The sequence below is a fragment of the Priestia sp. LL-8 genome (assembly GCF_036227845.1).
GTDB lineage: Bacteria > Bacillota > Bacilli > Bacillales > Bacillaceae_H > Priestia > Priestia zanthoxyli.
Map to the genome: position 1 here is coordinate 3,334,472 of NZ_JAZAQH010000001.1, position 16,758 is coordinate 3,351,229.

A 16,758-nucleotide genomic window follows, 5' to 3' on the forward strand; every position below is an offset into this window, starting at 1 on the left:
TTGCAGTCTTTTTAATAGATTATAAAACATATCATCGTCTATTTTTTGTAATTGGATTATTTTTCAACGTTTCAACAGATGTATATGGGGTATGAATTTCACTGTACAGATGCAGTCCCCCCAAAGGAACATGTACATTTCTTTCTTACTTACCCTTTTTGGAACTCTCTTTTTTGAGGGTTCTTTTTTTTATGCGTTTACTTCTTTCCCACCGGAAGAACAATCTTAAACAATGCTCCTCCCGTCTCCTTATTATCCGCTGTGATGCTTCCTCCGTGGTTTTTCACTATGGAATGAGCAATGTAAAGACCTAGCCCCAAGTTTCCGTGGCCGCTTGTTCTTGACGCATCTTCTCTGTAAAACTTTTTAAACAGCTGATCTTTGTTCGATAACGCAAAGCCGGGACCCGTATCATATATTTCAAAGATTACTTCGTTATGATGAATGACTGTCTTCCAAGCTATCTCCCCTCGTTCAGGCGTGTAGCGAATACAGTTTGTGATGATATTATCTAATACTTGAGAAATGCGCTGAGGATCTCCGTAAAATTGATTGGATGCATCTTCTACACTAGTTGAAGATACAAATGCAATCTCTTTTTTTTGACATAAAGGCTGGAACTCGTTTGCCTTCTCATGAACAAATGAGGGTATATGAATAGGCTCTCTCTTTACGGTAAAGCCCGGATTTTCTATGACAGATACTTCTTGCAGCTGATTTAATAGTTGAATCGAACGCTGTGTATTTGTGTAGATCGTATGTAAATATCGATTAAGCCTCTCCGGGTCCTTTTTGCTTCCTTCTACTAAAATTTCGGTGTGACCGTGAATAATCGTAAGAGGCGTTCGTAAATCATGCGCAATCGCAGCTGTCATATCTTTGCGGTCTTCTTCTAGCTGCCACTGTTTAGATAGCGATTGCTTTAATTCTTTTCGCATTTCTTCAAAGGCATGCAGCAGCTGACTTAATTCTTTGGCGTCTTGAGTGACGGACAGCGAAAAATCTAAATTATTATGCTGAATATTTTTGGCTGCGGTCATCAGCTCATTAAAAGGCCGTTCAATTTTTTTGCTAAATCGTCTTCCAAACAAATAAGCAAACAAATAAAAGTAAAGAAACGGGCTGGCTAACGATAAAAACGTTACAAGCGCAACAATCCATTTAATATTTGGATTAGCCGAAGCCACATTTAATTGATATCTTAACGCAATCGCCCCGTTTACTTCGTCTTTTGAATTAAAAAGCGGATAGACTTTTATAATATATTTACCTGAATGAATATTTGTATTGACCTGAGAATAAAGATTCCGTTTATTTTTTATGTATGAAGTGGACATGGATCCATACACGATTTGTCCTTCTTTATTTATAATTTGATAATCCATTCCTTCTAGCGGAATAACCGCTTCTACTTGGCTTTGAACATCTTTCGAAAGAAGCGCATCCTCTTTTTTATTCACAAACTGCAAAATATCAGGAATTTGTTTTTCATAATAATTTGCTGGATTCAGTGCTCCGGGCATAAGAAACCAGTTCACTAAGATGACAATTCCCCACGTTAAAAGCGTCGCAAGCAGGCTGTACAGCAAAATTAAATGAAAAGATAAAACAAACTGCGCTTTTAACGTCGCCCGGTTCATCCATTTTTTTATTTTACCCATTTGTAGCCAATTCCCCAAACGGTTGAGATATAAGGCGTTTCGTCATACTTTAATAGTTTTGCTCTAATTTTCTTCACGTGTTCCGTAATCGTAGACGAATCCCCTTCCGCGTCGTAGCCCCAAACTTTTTCATACAGCTGCTCGCGTGTAAACACCTGACCTGGATGAAGAGCGAGGAAATGAATAATCTCAAATTCTCTTGAAGTAAACGGAATTACTTCATTATTATGTAAAATTTGATAGCCATTTAAATCAATGGTTAACTCTCCAAAGTGAAGCCTGTTATAGGAGTTACTGTTAATTCTCTGCTCTCGGCGCAGATGGGCGTAAATTCGGGCTTTTAGTTCTTTCATGCTAAAAGGCTTAACTAAGTAATCATCTCCACCCACTAATAGTCCTTTTACTCGGTCCTGCTCCGTTTGTTTGGCACTTAGAAAGATAATGGGGCATGATATGCTTTTTCGGATCATTTCACAAAGTGCAAAGCCGTCTATGCCTGGCATCATCACATCCAGCACAATTAAGTCTGGATTTATTTTTAACTTTGTTAACGCTTCTTGCCCTTCGTAAGCAAACACCACCTCATATCCTTCATCACTCAGCGCATCTTTCATAAATGAAATAATGTCTTTTTCGTCGTCCACTAGTAAAATTGTTTGCTTCATCTCCATCTCACCCTACCCATTCCTTCTTTTTCCATACGAATAGGTTTATTATAAGGCTAATAAGCAAAATTGGAAATAATAGGTTCACTAAAAATTCAGAGTTTGGCCTACTTAATTCATGAAAAACAGAATCGGTTACCGAGAAAAAGAAGCTTAGTTTATCTGACACATACACACTTCCAATTAAAGCACCAATGGTTGCGACGTAAGATAAAATGGAATTAGGCATAAGAACACTCAGGATACTCCCGATACTAATAACCGCTATAAAGATGCAAAAACAAATGCCGTAAAATTTCAGCGAATATAGTAACGCCCCTAAAGTCCCTAGCGTATGTCCGCCTAAAAATGTTGTTTCATTTACATGAGGCATAACCATTTTCCCAAGGCATGTCCCCACTACCCACGTAATACAAAGAATAATAAAAACTAGTAAACATTGAACCGCCCACTTTACAAAAAACAGCTTCACGCGATGGTGCGGTCGAATTAGTACCATGCGCAGAGCTCCCGACGTATACTCGCCGTTAAAGCTATCTGCCACAAACATAGGAATGACAATAAACGTAATCGCAAAGGATAGGTCTCGAAGAAGCAGCGGTGCTGAATTTAAAGAATCAATTTTCACGTCATGAGCCGCATCAAAAAATGAAATGCCTCCCCTTTGAAAGAAAAAGAACCAGCTAAAAGCAAGTAACCCTATGTACACACCTAGTACCACCGCTGTTTTCTTTCGTTTAAACGTTCGCTCTAATTCACTGATAAAAAGTCCTGTCATCATGTCTTCTCTCCTTTTATAGAAATGATTCTTTTTTTCGAATAGCTAAATACGTTAAACCACCAAAGAATAAAATATAAAACCCTAACACGCCGAAATTCCACCCTACAAACTGCGGTTTTTCCGCCATCATGACTGTGATCCCCTGCCATTGAATCATCGGTACGGAAGTAAAAAACAGCTGTCCAAAGAGCTCTTCACTCATCCACTGCCTAAATCCTCTTAATAAAGTAGGATACGAAAAGGAAATCAGTATAAAAGCAACCCCAACTCCAACAGCCGTAGTGGTCGTTTTGCTGATAACAGAGATAAAAAACAGCACACAGCATATCGCAATAGTCGTTAAGTAGGCATATCCATAAAACGAAAGATTATATACTAGTGCTTCTTTTATGTTAAAAGCATGACTGTGATAAAACACAAAGTAGCTTTGCGGGTGTTCAAACATCAGAAAGCCTATCACATAGCTCATACAAAAATACGTAATAAAAAACAGTGCATTAAACAGCAGAATCACTGCGACTTTTGCTAGGATAATTTCTTTAAACGAATACGAGCGGATCATGACCATTCGCAGCTGTCCGGATCTGTACTCTCCGGTAACAACGAGGGTAATAAAAACTAAGAACATTCCATTAAAAACGGTAAATAACATTTCGACTAAGCTCAGCACAGGAAAGTTTCCCGCAAACGTATACTCTGGTAAATCGACTGTGAGTGCTCCATTTTGTTTTTGGAGATAGGAAGAAGCGACCAACAGTACCAACGGCACTAATAGAAAAGTCAGCCACGCCACTTTTCTTTTCCAAAGTCTTTCCCACTCCGCTACTAACAGCTCCTTCATTGCGACACCAGCTCTACAAACGCATCTTCAAGATTTTTACCAGATGCTAACTGGTCCAGAGCGCCGTCCCATATTAACTCTCCTTCTCTCATCACAACAATTTGATCACATACTCGCTGTAATTCATCCAGCAAATGACTAGAGATTAAAATCGTTTTGTTATAGTCACGTTTTAAGGTGAAAAGCAGCTCGCGCAGTTCACGTACCCCCATTGGATCTAAGCCGTTGGCGGGCTCATCCAGTATTAATAAGTCCGGGTCACCTAAAAGAGCTTGAGCAATTCCGAGCCTTTGCTTCATCCCTAGAGAATACGTTCGAACTTTATCGTTTTCTCTGCCGGTTAATCCTACGATATCAAGTACTTCTTTTACTCTTTGCTGCCTTTCTTGTTTTGTCGAAAATGAATGCAATCGGGCTAAATTTGTCAGGTTTTCTTTTCCCGTCATATAAGGAAAAAAGATGGGCGACTCCACAATTGCACCAACGCTTTGCAGCGCTTCTTTTCTTTGTGAAACAATATGTTTATTATTAATAAAAACTTCTCCCCCGGTTGGTTTAATCAACCCCGTCAATAAACGAATTAACGTCGTTTTACCAGCTCCGTTTGGCCCTAGCAGTCCGCATATTTCTCCTTCACTGATTTGAAACGATACTTCTTTTACTAAGTGGCGACGCCTTACTTTTTTTGAAACGCTTCTTACCTCTAAAATAATATTTTTCATATTAAATCCCCCCTACACGTAGTATAGGAGGGAATTATAAAGAATTTATAAAGTTTATAAAAATTATCGTACAGGTTTTTTGGCAATGATAAATGCAACAGTTGCAAACAACAGTAAACATACGGATAAAAACAAATAGCCAGCACCTTCAAACCCTCTTACTTCTACATAGCCAATATAAAAAAGCACGGTGGCGGCAAGAACGGTAAGCATGGAGGGAAGCATTCTAATAACTTTGTTCCACTTCATCTTTCTGAACAGCCAGGTTACAAGGAGTACAAGTACACCTGGCAGCAGGGCAATCAGTAAAGGACCGCCTATCATCATATCTATCAACCTCTCTAAATCCTTTTCATTCACTTAAAATAGAGATAATCAGCTTACGGCTCAGAAATTCCCTGGGCAATCGCTAATAAAAACATCAAGCCAGAAAGCAACACAAAAAAGATGCTGTTTGCGATTATGCTAAACCACACAACGCTCGGCTTTTTTGTTCGGACTCCTAAAACTAATGCCACAATAAAGCCAACGTCTATTGCAAAAAATAGCCACAGCGGAATGGTCAAATCACCGCTTCTATTTGGAAAAATTGAATTTAGTGGGAATATCCGATTCGAAAAAAACACTACAAAAGCAGCCGCCAGCAGAATAACCGTTAATAAAATCGGCTTATTTTCTTTTGAAACACTCATTTCAAATACCTCCTAACTAAAGAAAATAATACCATATAATACTGAATTGAAATATACAAATTACAAAGTCTCAACATCAGAAAGAAAAAAGGCCGTAGATTTTATCTACGTCCTCTTTTTTTATTCATCTGGTACATATTCACCCCGCTGACAATCTAGCACTTCACAAATGGCTTCCAGCGTAGTGAAGCGTATAGTATAGTCTTTGCTTTTTTCAGTTTTTAAGATAGAGATATAGCTCATTCTAAATATTCTTTTGCTAAAGACGGGTTTAAATAACGAGCCATACCGGTTTTCATTTTACGAAACCCTGCTTTTCTATAAAACTCTTCATTGCCTGATGTGGAAACAAGATGAACGCAAGAAACATTCTTAAGCTGAGCAAGCAGGTTTTCTATAATTTGCTGTCCAATTCCTTTGTTCTGATAATGCTCATCAACCACGACATCATAAATCGCAGCATTAAATACACCGTCTGAAAGAGCTCTGCCAAACCCTGTTATTTTATTTTTATCATAAGCAATCGCTACTACGTTGCTTGATTGAAATACTTTTTTAATCTTTTCTTCATCATGCTTCTTCCACCCGACAGAGCAGTAAATTTCTTTCATTCTCGACCACTCAACATCTTCTATACAATTTGAAAGAGAAACCTTCATAGAACCTACTCCTTTTGTTTTTATATAAACTATTTCTGTTTTCAAAAACAAAAGTCCTTGGTGGATCATTCATTTATCTTTCAAATCATAACGAGTATTAAGGGTATAAAAACATATATTCAATATATAAATGTAGACAAAAATAAAAGTTCAAATCATATACGATTTGAACCTAAAATAAATACTCGATTATAGACTCCCTAAAAAATGAATAAATTTCTTAAGACTTGGAGAACGTTGCTTTCCTTTCTTTACCACAAAATCAATTCGAACGTCTTCTGAAAGCTCTTGATAGTGAATGCTTTGCATATCACCACGAGAATTTACTACGCTAGCTGGCACTACACTCATGCCAAGTCTATCGCGGACACCTTGTAAAATCGCTTCTAATGAATCAAATTCCATGATGTTGGCTTTATTTATATGATGTTCTTTTGAAAACGCTAATAGTCTGTTTCTATAGATGCAGTTTACATCACTATTGATGAGTAGCGTTGGTTGATCTGTTTCTTCTCTACCTTCATATAGAGGTGCGATGAGCACCACCTTTTCTGCATAGTGATAAGCCGTTTCGAACTGCGCTTCGTTATAAGTACCGCTAAGAAAAAGGCCGTCAATTTCCCCGTACGAAAGCATTTCTTGCAAGACTTGTTTTCTATCTGTTTTTAGTTTAACCTCGATATTTTTGTTTTCTTTCAGAAACGACGAGAACAAAAAAGGAACTTTAGTAGCAGAAACTGTCTGCGAGGCACCAATAATTAAAGAGTTTCTAAACTTATTTGGATTAACTTCTGCCTTAGCCTCGTCCATTAAACGCAAAATACGCTGGGCGTAGCTAAACAAAGCTTCCCCTCCTTCCGTTAACGTGACTCCTCTATTTGTACGTATAAATAATTTGGTATCTAACTCGTCCTCTAAGTTTTTCATTCGCTGGCTGATATGCGGCTGAACATATCCCAATATCTCCGCAGCTTTTGATAATGATTTGGCTTCTGCCACACATTTAAAAATTCGTAAGTCTTGGCTTTCCACTCTCAATTCCTCCGCTGATATCATTTTAAATGATACCTCTCTTAGTATTACCTATTATATCCTTTTTTTCATCGAAGATATAATAAAAGGTGGTAAGAGAAAGGAAGGTTTAAAGAAATGAATGATTTTAAAAATAAAGTATTTATTATTACCGGCGGCGGTACTGGCGTAGGTAAAGCAACGGCTTTAAAGTTAGCTGACATGGGCGCAAAACTTGTGATAAACTACAGCAACTCAGAAAAAGAAGCCAAAAAAGTTGTGGAGGAAATTGTAGAAAAAGGAAGTATGGCATTCGCTTTTAAAGCGAATGTAGCCAACGAGCACGAAGTGAGTGAAATGATTCATCAAACCATTGCACAATTTGGACGATTAGATGGTTTAGTGAATAACGCTAGTATTACCGCTCAAATTCCGATGCATGACTTAGAGTCTGCAACGGATGACGTATGGGACTCTTTATATGATGTAAACGTTAAAGGCATGTTTCACTGTGTAAAAGCAGCTGTTCCATATATGAAAAAGCAAACGTCGGGAGCGATTGTTAATGTAGGAAGTGTTGCGGGCACAACTGGGATCGGCTCGTCTATTCCCTATGCAGCGACAAAAGCAGCAATTCATACGATGACGAAATCGTTAGCGATTGCACTGGCACCACATATTCGCGTAAACTGCATCTCTCCTGGTGCAGTCGACACAAGGTGGTGGTCTGGCAACGAAGATAAAATGTATCAGCTTGCAGGAAATCTGCCTCTTCAGCGCATTTCCTCTCCTGAAGATATCGCAGATGCCATCTTGTTTCAGTTAAAACAAGAGTCCGTGACGGGCCAAGTATTTACGATTGATAACGGACAAACTCTTTAAGCATACGTGAATATCCCTAAAAATAAACCCCACTACTAGCAAGAATTAATAGTGGGGTTCTAACAAGGCTACTGATCCAAACTCTCTTTCCCCAGTGAAAACCCTTCAAACAGCCGGCCTCCATGTGGTGCTAATACTTTATCAACCAGTTGAATCACTTTATCTTTGCTCCCTGTTTTATAAAAGGTATCGAATGCCTCCACAAACTCTTTACTAAAGCGTTCATTATAGTCATTTAAAGATCGGACCATCCATTTAGAATCCCCAATCCAATGCCCCTTTGTTCTTAAAACAAATTCGTGCGTTATGTAAGCGAGCGTGTTGGCAATAAAAAGTGCTTCACCTGTATTTGAAGAACCGATTAAATCATCCAAGGCATCACTTATAAAATATCTTTTTAAGCTAATCGTCTCTTCCGACCATTTTTCCGGGCCTTTTTCCAGTAATTGTGTTGCTTCTTTTTTTATAGACTGGACAACCCCACTATCTACTAAAATAATTCCCTCGGAAATCATTCTCGGCAGTGATGGTCTAGCCCTCTTACAGTCGCTTTTAAAAAAAGCTTGGTATGAAGCCAGGTTATGAGCAAAAACTTCAATGGCCCATCCAAATTCAATGAGTGATTCTCTAAAAGAAGAAGTAAAACTATCATCAAAAATAACAAGATCAAGGTCAGACGTATGGGTAGCTTCGCCTCTCACCACGCTTCCGGCGAGTAATGCGCCTTGACAATTAGGATAATGCTTAGAAATAAATTGTGTAGCTGCTTGCAGCGGTTCTAACCTTTTTAGCTCTTTCATCGTATTCCTCCAGAAAATGATATCTATATTGTTTTTCTGGTTAGGGAGTGGAAATTCCTTTAACAATAAGTTCTTATTTAACCTTTCTGAACATGTCTACCGTATTTTCTTTTTGTTACCGTCATTTAAATGACTAGTAGAAACGATTGCTGCTCCCCATACATTCATAAATGACTCTTTTTATCCAAATCCTCCCTTGCCTTAAAGTATACTTTAACGTTTAAGCTAGTTTTATAGTTTTTAAAATACAAAAAAGGGGAAATACAATGCTGATTAAAAGAATGACGGTGCAACTTTCCGGTGGACTTCTAGCTAGACATACAGCTTTGTTTGTACGCGAAGCGTGTTCGTTTCAAAGTGATATTCTTCTTGCGAAACGTGGAAAATGTGTAAGTGGAAAAAGCATCATGAAGGTAATGGCTTTGGCTGTTAAGAAAGGAGATGAAATAACACTGCTGACAAATGGAGTTGATGAACAAGCTGCCGCTCGCACCCTTGAAGAATTTCTTTTAACTAAACATAGATAGAAAGCTGCCATGCTATTCCTTCCTTTCCTTTTTTCATAAAGTCATAGAAAGAAAATTTTTTTCAAAAAGGTCTTGCTTTAAAGTCGACTTTAACGTTTAAGCTAGTATTGTAGTTTTTAAATACATCAAACGACGAAAGGATTGTGTTTTTACTTATGTGTAATAATCATCAACATACAACAACATCACGTGTTTTAAGTGCGCCGCATGCAAAGGCAAAATTCGAGAACACGACAATCGAACGCAGAGAACTGCGAGCAGACGACGTTTTAATTGATATTAAGTTTAGCGGTATTTGTCACTCTGATATTCATAGTGCATTTGATGAGTGGGGCGGCGGGATGTTCCCGATGGTTCCTGGTCACGAAATCGCAGGAGTAGTTGAAGCGGTTGGAGAAAACGTAACAAAATACAAGGTTGGCGATCGCGTTGGCGTTGGATGTTTCGTTGACTCTTGCGGAGAGTGCGAGTACTGTGTGAACGGTGACGAGCAATACTGTACAAAAGGCGTTGTTCAAACGTATAACTCATTGGATTACGACGGAAACCGTACATACGGCGGCTACAGCCAAAAAATCGTCGTAAAAGAAGGATTCGTTGTTCGTATTCCTGATAATTTAAGTATGGATGCAGCAAGTCCTCTTCTATGTGCAGGGATTACAACATTTTCTCCGTTAAAGCACTGGAATGCTGGCCCTGGTAAAAAAGTTGCCATTGTAGGAATGGGCGGTCTTGGACATGTAGCGATTCAATTTGCACATGCAATGGGTGCTGAAGTGACGGTATTGAGCCGTTCTAACAATAAAAAAGAAGAAGCGCTAAGCTTTGGTGCGGATCATTATTTTGCAACAAGTGATGAGACGACATTTACTGAACTAGCAGGTCGCTTTGACCTTATCTTAAACACGGTATCGGCTAACCTGAACGTGGATCAATACTTATCATTACTTCGCGTAGATGGAACGCTTGTTAACGTTGGTGCACCGGCTAACCCAGATCAATACAGCGTATTCTCCCTTATCATGGGACGTCGCAGCATTGCGGGTTCACTTGTAGGCGGCATTCGTGAAACACAAGAAATGCTTGATTTTGCGGCTGAACACGGCGTTGCTCCTATGATTGAAGTTATCGATGCAAATCAAGTAGATGAAGCGTACGAGCGCGTTCTTCGCAGCGACGTTCGCTATCGATTTGTTATTGACATTTCTACACTGTAAGTTGTAAAAAAAACAGGCAGCTAATTCAATTAGCTGCCTGTTTTTTATTTCTTTATAAAATAAGAAAAACAAATGTTAAATTAAGCTTTAGATGAAAGCTCTTCTTGATACTTTTGCTCTAATTTATCATAGTACTCAATTTTTGTTTCCACTTTTCTAAAAGCTGCGTCCAGCTCTCTTTGTTTTTCCATCATTTTCTCTTTATGCTTTTCAAATATCTGCTTGCGCAAACCGATTGTATCATCACCTTCTTGTGTTAATTCAACAATTTTACGTAATTCTAAAAGAGAGATGTCTGTTTTTCGCAAGCAAATAATAAATTCCAGCCACTCGATATCGGACTCGCTAAAAATCCGATTTCCGTTTTCATCTCTTTTTATAAAAGGCAAAAGCCCTTGCTGTTCGTAGTATCGAAGCGTATGCGTAGGCAGCCCTACCTTTGCAGCGGCCTCTTTAATATGATATTCCATTCCACTATACCCTCCATCGCCATTCTTAGTACGGCGTTTGCTTTATGTATCTAAGCTTCCCTTTTCACGGGTGCTTTCAACTCATTTTCTAGGTTTCTACTATACGATATATATAATCGAATCCGCTATTTTCTTTGCTATGAGGTAACTGTATAAATAGTATCATAAACATTAAAGTAAACGTTAAGGCAACTTATAAAGAGCTGCCGTGAAGTCAGCAGCTCTTTTCATTTTTATATAAAATACGATTAATCTGCGGCCATCACTTTACTTAGTTCATTTAATAAATAATCAAGGGTTTGACTGATTCGAACTGTATTACGACTTGTAAGACCTTCTGTAAGTCCTAACATAACCATGTGCTCTCTTGCTGTTTCGATTTCTGTCATTAAGACTTGCATGACAACTCCTTTATACCACTTCACAGCTCATCACCCCTTTTTACTATACATATATCTCATATGCGGTAATCTTAAACCTATCATACAGGTTTTTGGGGGTGAATAGCGAGTTTTAGAGCTTCAACAGTTGTATTTTTTATGAAGTAAATATACTAATATACTTATTGAAATAGAAAGTATCACTCCACTTTCTACTAGAAGTTAAGAAAAGGCCTCCTAAGTAGAGGTCTTTTCTTATTTCTTATAAAGCAGTCTAATACAAAGCCTTAGCCTCTAAAATATTCTCTATAATACGAACCTTTCTCACACTCTATCTCATAGCGCAGCCTAGTTTGCTTTCTGTAAAGCTCTTCGGACAGCTCATTAAATTCACCTTCTGTGATAGATCCATGAATTAAATTGTTGAATAAATTATTAAGATGTTCAGTTAATTCTTGAAGTTTTTTTTCTTTCAATGAACGTCACCCTTTAAAATAATTTTCATCTTCTAAAATTATATCAAATAAAACGTTTTCATACGATATATTTTTTTAATGAATTATCGTATTAAAGTGATGAAAGTATTTTTTAACCACCGAAAAAACAGGCAAGGAGCTCAGATAAATCATTAATCAAATGATTTCAGCAAAAAATAAGCGGATAAAGACCGCGGACAAAAAGGCAAATGGTATCAACCGTTTTGACAAAAGCATAGGATGAAAAGAAAAATGAAACGAGAAAAGGAGAATGAGTATGCACTATACACCTTATTACCATCAGTGGCAGACTCCAGTGTATTACGGCTGGCAGCCATATAGTTATTATGCGCCGAATCACTATCACACCAGCGAACAATTTCAGCAAAGAAACGGTAAATTAAAGGACTACGGACCAAGACCTTTTGTTATTAACATTAATGAAGCGTCAAAGCAAAACAATACGTACCGCACTGCGTTATGGACGGGAACACATTTACAAGTGACGCTAATGAGTCTCAAGCCCGGTGAAGATATCGGCTTAGAAATCCACCCTAACGTTGATCAATTCCTGCGCATTGAACAAGGGCAAGGCGTTGTTCAAATGGGCAAAAGTAAAAACAACCTAACCTTTAAACGAAAAGTCTACGATGATGATGCGATATTTATCCCTGCCGGAACGTGGCATGATCTCACTAATACGGGTACCACTCCTCTAAAGCTTTACTCCATCTACGCTCCTCCAAACCATCCGTTTGGCACAGTTCATGTGACAAAAGCAAATGCCTTAGCTGAAGAACATTAACTAACATAAGCTCGCTAGAAAATCGGTGTACTACCTTTTCTAGCGGGCTTTTTTTAAACTTGCTATACATACAGGATTTTATAGCCAAGGAAAGAATTATAGAATAAACTAATCTTTTTAAACAGCTTAAAATAACTGAAAGGCAAACAGGCGATGAAATTATTTTATAAAATTCCCAAATCAAACGTAAATCCTTCTCTTAAATTAGCAAGAAAAATTCTATATATATCTGTAGAAGCAGTCATTATGACCATGCTTGTGATTAAATCTTTTACTGTGGCCTATGAAAACGACATAAATTTAATTCTCAGGCAGCTAAATGAACTAAAAGCTTCGATTGGCGGATTTGGCATAAACGAATCGTTATTTTGGTTTATGATAAAATGCAGTATTTGTACCATCGTTACATTTGATATTTGCTTATATTTTCGAAAAAAGCTAAAAAGAAACAAAAAAGATTTATGATTTATACGCTAAAGCCTTTACATTGGACCGCTGTTAATTTCCGTGCGAGGCTTCGCTTTCCGGGGGCGGACGATGAGCCTCCTCGTCGCTTGCGCTCCAATCAACAGCTAGAAGCATTTAAACACATGAAACCTACATTCAGCATATCAATAAAAAACCGAACAAGTTGGATTCACAATCAAGAATCAAACTCGTTCGGATCTTCCTTTAGCAAAAATACTTTTGCCCCAGCCTCATTTTAAATTGAAAAATAATAAAAGTAGAGGCATATCACGCCTCTACTTTCTGTTTAGAAATCTACATCGATATCTTCTTGAATGGTTCCGGTCACTTTTTCACTTTTAATTAATTGACCTTCTTTAAATGTTTCTTCTTCCTCATTTTTAACGGGTTTCAGCTGCTTATAAGAAGGAGCTGACGCAGAGCCTAGCTCTTTTTTAAGCAAATGAATTTCGCCTAACAGCTCCGCTCTTAATGAATGGACTAACGATTGAAAATCTTCTTCACGGCTGTCTTTCTTCCCGTTTTGTTCTACAAGCTTCGCTACATAATCTTGAAGTTCATTTGCCTGCTTGGACTCATACTCCTCACGATTTGCAGCAAGACGTGAATTCATTTCTTTTTTTAGTAAGTCAATTTCGCCCAACAGCTCTTTTCGAAGTGAATGAACGAGCGTTTCTATATCCTCTTCTTTACTCGTTTTTTGCAAGTCTTGCTGTATGAGTCCTACTATATAGTCCTGAAGCTCGTTTGCCTGCTGTTTTTCTTTCAGAAATGAAGACACTTCTGATGGAATGTTAGCAGTTTCGATTGTTAAATTTGCACGTTCATCTCTATTACTTGCGGTCTTTTCCCTTGCTCCCATCATATCTGCTGATAGATTGCCAGCTGTCAGAAACGCATTTGATAGTAAGTAAAACGGTGCAGCCATTTGGGAGCTTAGCTGACCGTACCAATCGTCTAATGCTTCCTTAAGGCGAGTGTTTTGATGACTCATGTATGCTCCCCCTTTTTAAACGTGAACCGCTGCGTTTGTTTCATGTCTGCTTAAAATTTCAAGACCGTATAAATTTAATTTGCGTGTCTCCGGCAAGAAAAGATGGTTTTCTTCTCTGATCTCTTCCCCGTACATGTTATCAATCTGCTCTGCAATAAACTGTTGAAGGATAGGAGCTAGTCCTCCAATATAAATATATTTATAGACTTTATCTTTTGGCGATGGAAATAGATTTTCAACTTTCGTTAATAAAATTTGCGTGTATTCTCTAAGCGAAGCGTGAATAGGCTCCGTGAGATCTACTTTTTTCCCGCTGTTGCCGTCTCTTTGCTCCATTTTTGCTTTATGGATATTGGCAATAATAAATTCTTCTAATGAACGAACATCTTCAAAATACTCAAGCAGCTTTTCATTTCTTAGCTTTTCAATATGCTTCAAATATGAAATATCCGTAAGACACTTCAACGAATTTCTGCTTTTAGGAGCTTGAAGTCCTGCAGGAAGCAGTGCCAGGTCAACCGTACCTCCGCCCAAATCTACAATCAATGTTTCAAAATGTTTGAATGCATTTGCTTCTTCTCTATCTTGTAATTCAAAATCTTTTTTGATCGCCCAGCGAGCCACTTCGCTTTCAATACGGCATTTGCTCGTTTCAATGTTCACAGTGACCGTTTTTTCTAACCCAGGAGTCAATACCGTAACCGTATGCTCTCCTTGAAAACGTTCGGCCATCTTCTGCTGCATTTCACTGAATTTATTTGTTTTCTTAAGCAGCCAAATCGGAAGCATAGTCGAGAAATAATTAATCGTCACATGATTATCCTCTTTGTCTTTTCCTTTAAGTATGTTGTAATAAGCAACTGAAGCTAAAAACATCACATAAGGAATATCAGATTCAGTTTTATTATGTAACTTATTAATATGGATATTGCCTAGCACATGTTTCTCTGCAGCGTCTCCTACTAAATAATACTTTTCTACTCCTTCAATTGCGGTAGAAATCAGTAAATTTTGAAGAAGTAATTCCGGTTCATTTACACTTGAAGGAAAATGACCCTCTGCCTGATCTTTTGTGATTTCTACTACGTTTGTAGGAATTTCATAGTAATAACCATCCACTAGCGTTTGAAAAATTGAGTTACCAAAATCAACGTTTTGACGTTTGATATCCATCCTTGTTTCTCCCCTTTATCTTTTCGTGACAACACTAATAAGTATATATTTTCCTCATTTGTTTGTCTAAGTATTTAAATAATTTATGTTATTCGAAATTGACAATTAATTAATTTTAGACGGCCAATGTAATTGAAAAGGGCTTGAAATGCTTCTTTTTACCAGTACCCATTTTTACAAGGAATGTAACATGTGACGCTGTGACTTCCCCTTAAATTTTTCGTAATATAAGCCTTTCTTTTATTTTTTAGAGACACGAGAAAACTAAGAGATGGAAACATAATTAAATCAACCCAATCGAAAGACGAACAAATGAGATAAATGAGTTGGACTGCTTTTTACACCGCTGGTGATTTCCGTGCAGGACTTCGCTTTCCGCGGGCGGCCGGTGAGCCTTCTCGTCGCCTATGCTCCTGCGGGGTCTCACCTGTTCCGCTTTTCCCGCAGGAGTCTTCGTCTTGCCCTCCAATCACCAGCTAGAAGCAGTTACATACATGAAACCTACGTTCACCATAACAACAAAAAACCCGAACCATCAATTAGATTAATAGTTCGGATTTAACGTCAACTAAAATATTTTTGTCCCAGCCTCTAGGCTTTTTTATTTATTAATAACGCCATTTGTCTTTTTTTCTTTGCGGATTTTCTGGCAGTTTACTGAAGCCTATTTCTTCAAGACCTTTTTCTAGCGTTGCTCTTGTTTTGATTGTTCCAAAATCGACGCCTAAATCAACAACGGTTTGCGCGATTTCCGGACGTATTCCGGTAATCATCGTTTTAGTGCCGATAAGCTGTAAGGCTTTTACAATTTGAAAAATATTGTCCGCTACCATCGTATCGACGATAAGAACACCTGAAATATCAAATATTAAATAACTCAGCTGCAGCTGAGCGCTTTTTTCTAAAGCCGTTTCCATAATAAGCTGCGAACGATGCGTATCAATTTGTCCAACGATTGGCATCACAGCGATTCCTTCAGAAAGAGGAACGATGGGAACTGATAATTCTTCTAGCGCTGCATAAGCTCGTTTTATGGTTTCGGTATTATGTTCTTCATAGATTTCGACAAATATATGATTAAGCTCATCAAGCATCGGATCAATTTTTTTACTTACATCAAGCATCGTAATAGGAGCAAACTGCTTCTGCTGCAGCTCTTCTGTAAAAACGCCCCATATCACTGTTCGAAACAGCGCGAGTGATTTTAACGTTTGCCTCAAAGAAAGTCCGTTTTCCACAGCCACTTTTCCTATATCTGTACCCCACTGAACGATTTTCTTTAAAATGACCGAGTGTTCTTCGAATAACGACTCGCCTAAATACTCAATGAGTTCTGCTCTCCATCTTAAAACTTCGCTTTCTTCGTGGTAAACAAGCTTCCGCTTATATTCAGAGTCCATCAGATCAGAAAATTGCATCGCTAATTCCTGTTTATTATTGATAATTTTCTTCCCTATATATAACAACTCATCCCTCATTTTTTTCTTTATCTCCTTTAGTTAGCAGAATTAACGATTACATTTTATAACAATAG

Annotated in this window: 22 protein-coding genes; 4 read left to right on the forward strand and 18 right to left on the reverse strand. The window is 38.0% G+C overall.

Annotated features, from left to right (window positions below; genetic code table 11):
- Positions 1-197: 197 nt before the first annotated feature.
- The 10 genes from U9R83_RS17250 to U9R83_RS17295 all read right to left on the reverse strand — a co-directional run bounded on the left by U9R83_RS17250 (position 198) and on the right by U9R83_RS17295 (position 7,053).
- Positions 198-1,661 carry a sensor histidine kinase gene (locus tag U9R83_RS17250; RefSeq protein ID WP_243549618.1) on the reverse strand — a complete coding sequence of 488 codons (1,464 nt, stop codon included), beginning with the start codon at positions 1,659-1,661 and terminating at the stop codon, positions 198-200.
- Positions 1,649-2,326 (reverse strand): response regulator transcription factor, encoded by a 678-nt coding sequence (locus U9R83_RS17255; protein ID WP_243549620.1) that lies wholly within the window; start codon positions 2,324-2,326, stop codon positions 1,649-1,651. The genes U9R83_RS17250 and U9R83_RS17255 overlap by 13 nt, the downstream gene beginning before the upstream one ends.
- A gap of 7 nt (positions 2,327-2,333) precedes the next feature.
- Positions 2,334-3,107 (reverse strand): ABC transporter permease, encoded by a 774-nt coding sequence (locus U9R83_RS17260; RefSeq protein WP_034268388.1) that lies wholly within the window; start codon positions 3,105-3,107, stop codon positions 2,334-2,336.
- Between the two features lie 13 nt (positions 3,108-3,120).
- Entirely contained in the window at positions 3,121-3,948 is an 828-nt protein-coding gene (locus U9R83_RS17265; protein WP_243549622.1) for an ABC transporter permease, read from the reverse strand.
- A complete protein-coding gene (locus U9R83_RS17270) occupies positions 3,945-4,670 on the reverse strand; it encodes an ABC transporter ATP-binding protein (protein WP_243549624.1) in 726 nt (241 codons plus the stop codon). The genes U9R83_RS17265 and U9R83_RS17270 overlap by 4 nt, the downstream gene beginning before the upstream one ends.
- 63 nt (positions 4,671-4,733) lie before the next feature.
- Positions 4,734-4,997: a YesK family protein gene (locus U9R83_RS17275; protein ID WP_140451246.1), complete on the reverse strand. Its 264-nt coding sequence runs from the start codon at positions 4,995-4,997 to the stop codon at positions 4,734-4,736.
- A gap of 53 nt (positions 4,998-5,050) precedes the next feature.
- Positions 5,051-5,362: a hypothetical protein gene (locus U9R83_RS17280; RefSeq protein WP_182421655.1), complete on the reverse strand. Its 312-nt coding sequence runs from the start codon at positions 5,360-5,362 to the stop codon at positions 5,051-5,053.
- Positions 5,363-5,482: 120 nt separating this feature from the next.
- Positions 5,483-5,605 (reverse strand): helix-turn-helix domain-containing protein, encoded by a 123-nt coding sequence (locus U9R83_RS17285; RefSeq protein WP_014459042.1) that lies wholly within the window; start codon positions 5,603-5,605, stop codon positions 5,483-5,485.
- The gene (locus U9R83_RS17290; protein ID WP_243549626.1) at positions 5,602-6,021 is read right to left on the reverse strand and encodes a GNAT family N-acetyltransferase; all 420 of its coding nucleotides are present in this window, start codon (positions 6,019-6,021) and stop codon (positions 5,602-5,604) included. The genes U9R83_RS17285 and U9R83_RS17290 overlap by 4 nt, the downstream gene beginning before the upstream one ends.
- Before the next feature lie 189 nt (positions 6,022-6,210).
- Positions 6,211-7,053, reverse strand: a complete 843-nt coding sequence (locus tag U9R83_RS17295) for a LysR family transcriptional regulator (RefSeq protein WP_243549628.1) — start codon at positions 7,051-7,053, stop codon at positions 6,211-6,213.
- Between the two features lie 117 nt (positions 7,054-7,170).
- Between U9R83_RS17295 and U9R83_RS17300 the strand changes: the two genes are divergently transcribed.
- On the forward strand, positions 7,171-7,914 hold the full coding sequence (locus U9R83_RS17300) for an SDR family NAD(P)-dependent oxidoreductase (RefSeq protein WP_243549630.1): 744 nt from the start codon (positions 7,171-7,173) through the stop codon (positions 7,912-7,914).
- A 68-nt stretch (positions 7,915-7,982) separates the two neighbouring features.
- Here the strand turns inward: U9R83_RS17300 and U9R83_RS17305 are convergent, their stop codons facing one another.
- Positions 7,983-8,714 (reverse strand): nucleotidyltransferase domain-containing protein, encoded by a 732-nt coding sequence (locus U9R83_RS17305; protein WP_243549632.1) that lies wholly within the window; start codon positions 8,712-8,714, stop codon positions 7,983-7,985.
- Positions 8,715-8,980: 266 nt separating this feature from the next.
- Between U9R83_RS17305 and U9R83_RS17310 the strand changes: the two genes are divergently transcribed.
- Both U9R83_RS17310 and U9R83_RS17315 read left to right on the forward strand, forming a co-directional pair.
- Positions 8,981-9,241, forward strand: coding sequence for an HPr family phosphocarrier protein (locus U9R83_RS17310; RefSeq protein ID WP_208733107.1), 261 nt, complete (start codon positions 8,981-8,983; stop codon positions 9,239-9,241).
- 155 nt (positions 9,242-9,396) lie between these two features.
- Positions 9,397-10,458: an NAD(P)-dependent alcohol dehydrogenase gene (locus U9R83_RS17315; RefSeq protein ID WP_013058175.1), complete on the forward strand. Its 1,062-nt coding sequence runs from the start codon at positions 9,397-9,399 to the stop codon at positions 10,456-10,458.
- A gap of 80 nt (positions 10,459-10,538) precedes the next feature.
- On the opposite strand, the gene U9R83_RS17320 is transcribed toward U9R83_RS17315, so the two are convergent.
- The 3 genes from U9R83_RS17320 to U9R83_RS17330 all read right to left on the reverse strand — a co-directional run bounded on the left by U9R83_RS17320 (position 10,539) and on the right by U9R83_RS17330 (position 11,784).
- Positions 10,539-10,928, reverse strand: a complete 390-nt coding sequence (locus U9R83_RS17320; protein ID WP_014459036.1) for a MerR family transcriptional regulator — start codon at positions 10,926-10,928, stop codon at positions 10,539-10,541.
- A 248-nt stretch (positions 10,929-11,176) separates the two neighbouring features.
- Positions 11,177-11,353, reverse strand: coding sequence for an aspartyl-phosphate phosphatase Spo0E family protein (locus U9R83_RS17325; protein WP_223260221.1), 177 nt, complete (start codon positions 11,351-11,353; stop codon positions 11,177-11,179).
- A 242-nt stretch (positions 11,354-11,595) separates the two neighbouring features.
- Positions 11,596-11,784 carry a hypothetical protein gene (locus tag U9R83_RS17330; RefSeq protein ID WP_013058178.1) on the reverse strand — a complete coding sequence of 63 codons (189 nt, stop codon included), beginning with the start codon at positions 11,782-11,784 and terminating at the stop codon, positions 11,596-11,598.
- Between the two features lie 277 nt (positions 11,785-12,061).
- Between U9R83_RS17330 and U9R83_RS17335 the strand changes: the two genes are divergently transcribed.
- The gene (locus tag U9R83_RS17335) at positions 12,062-12,589 is read left to right on the forward strand and encodes a cupin domain-containing protein (RefSeq protein WP_014459034.1); all 528 of its coding nucleotides are present in this window, start codon (positions 12,062-12,064) and stop codon (positions 12,587-12,589) included.
- Between the two features lie 754 nt (positions 12,590-13,343).
- On the opposite strand, the gene U9R83_RS17340 is transcribed toward U9R83_RS17335, so the two are convergent.
- From U9R83_RS17340 to U9R83_RS17355, 4 genes are all read right to left on the reverse strand, one after another.
- Positions 13,344-14,051 (reverse strand): hypothetical protein, encoded by a 708-nt coding sequence (locus U9R83_RS17340; RefSeq protein WP_014459032.1) that lies wholly within the window; start codon positions 14,049-14,051, stop codon positions 13,344-13,346.
- Positions 14,052-14,066: 15 nt separating this feature from the next.
- Positions 14,067-15,224: a ParM/StbA family protein gene (locus U9R83_RS17345; RefSeq protein ID WP_014459031.1), complete on the reverse strand. Its 1,158-nt coding sequence runs from the start codon at positions 15,222-15,224 to the stop codon at positions 14,067-14,069.
- Between the two features lie 338 nt (positions 15,225-15,562).
- Entirely contained in the window at positions 15,563-15,697 is a 135-nt protein-coding gene (locus U9R83_RS17350) for a hypothetical protein (protein ID WP_279401017.1), read from the reverse strand.
- A 135-nt stretch (positions 15,698-15,832) separates the two neighbouring features.
- A complete protein-coding gene (locus U9R83_RS17355; protein WP_014459030.1) occupies positions 15,833-16,702 on the reverse strand; it encodes an STAS domain-containing protein in 870 nt (289 codons plus the stop codon).
- Between the last annotated feature and the right edge of the window lie 56 nt (positions 16,703-16,758).

Coding starts and splice junctions, on each gene's coding strand:
- U9R83_RS17250 (WP_243549618.1), bottom strand. CDS start 1,661: ATGGGTAAAATAAAAAAATGGATGAACCGGGCGACGTTAAAAGCGCAG.
- U9R83_RS17255 (WP_243549620.1), bottom strand. CDS start 2,326: ATGAAGCAAACAATTTTACTAGTGGACGACGAAAAAGACATTATTTCA.
- U9R83_RS17260 (WP_034268388.1), bottom strand. CDS start 3,107: ATGATGACAGGACTTTTTATCAGTGAATTAGAGCGAACGTTTAAACGA.
- U9R83_RS17265 (WP_243549622.1), bottom strand. CDS start 3,948: ATGAAGGAGCTGTTAGTAGCGGAGTGGGAAAGACTTTGGAAAAGAAAA.
- U9R83_RS17270 (WP_243549624.1), bottom strand. CDS start 4,670: ATGAAAAATATTATTTTAGAGGTAAGAAGCGTTTCAAAAAAAGTAAGG.
- U9R83_RS17275 (WP_140451246.1), bottom strand. CDS start 4,997: ATGATGATAGGCGGTCCTTTACTGATTGCCCTGCTGCCAGGTGTACTT.
- U9R83_RS17280 (WP_182421655.1), bottom strand. CDS start 5,362: ATGAGTGTTTCAAAAGAAAATAAGCCGATTTTATTAACGGTTATTCTG.
- U9R83_RS17285 (WP_014459042.1), bottom strand. CDS start 5,605: ATGAGCTATATCTCTATCTTAAAAACTGAAAAAAGCAAAGACTATACT.
- U9R83_RS17290 (WP_243549626.1), bottom strand. CDS start 6,021: ATGAAGGTTTCTCTTTCAAATTGTATAGAAGATGTTGAGTGGTCGAGA.
- U9R83_RS17300 (WP_243549630.1), top strand. CDS start 7,171: ATGAATGATTTTAAAAATAAAGTATTTATTATTACCGGCGGCGGTACT.
- U9R83_RS17305 (WP_243549632.1), bottom strand. CDS start 8,714: ATGAAAGAGCTAAAAAGGTTAGAACCGCTGCAAGCAGCTACACAATTT.
- U9R83_RS17310 (WP_208733107.1), top strand. CDS start 8,981: ATGCTGATTAAAAGAATGACGGTGCAACTTTCCGGTGGACTTCTAGCT.
- U9R83_RS17315 (WP_013058175.1), top strand. CDS start 9,397: ATGTGTAATAATCATCAACATACAACAACATCACGTGTTTTAAGTGCG.
- U9R83_RS17320 (WP_014459036.1), bottom strand. CDS start 10,928: ATGGAATATCATATTAAAGAGGCCGCTGCAAAGGTAGGGCTGCCTACG.
- U9R83_RS17335 (WP_014459034.1), top strand. CDS start 12,062: ATGCACTATACACCTTATTACCATCAGTGGCAGACTCCAGTGTATTAC.
- U9R83_RS17340 (WP_014459032.1), bottom strand. CDS start 14,051: ATGAGTCATCAAAACACTCGCCTTAAGGAAGCATTAGACGATTGGTAC.
- U9R83_RS17345 (WP_014459031.1), bottom strand. CDS start 15,224: ATGGATATCAAACGTCAAAACGTTGATTTTGGTAACTCAATTTTTCAA.
- U9R83_RS17355 (WP_014459030.1), bottom strand. CDS start 16,702: ATGAGGGATGAGTTGTTATATATAGGGAAGAAAATTATCAATAATAAA.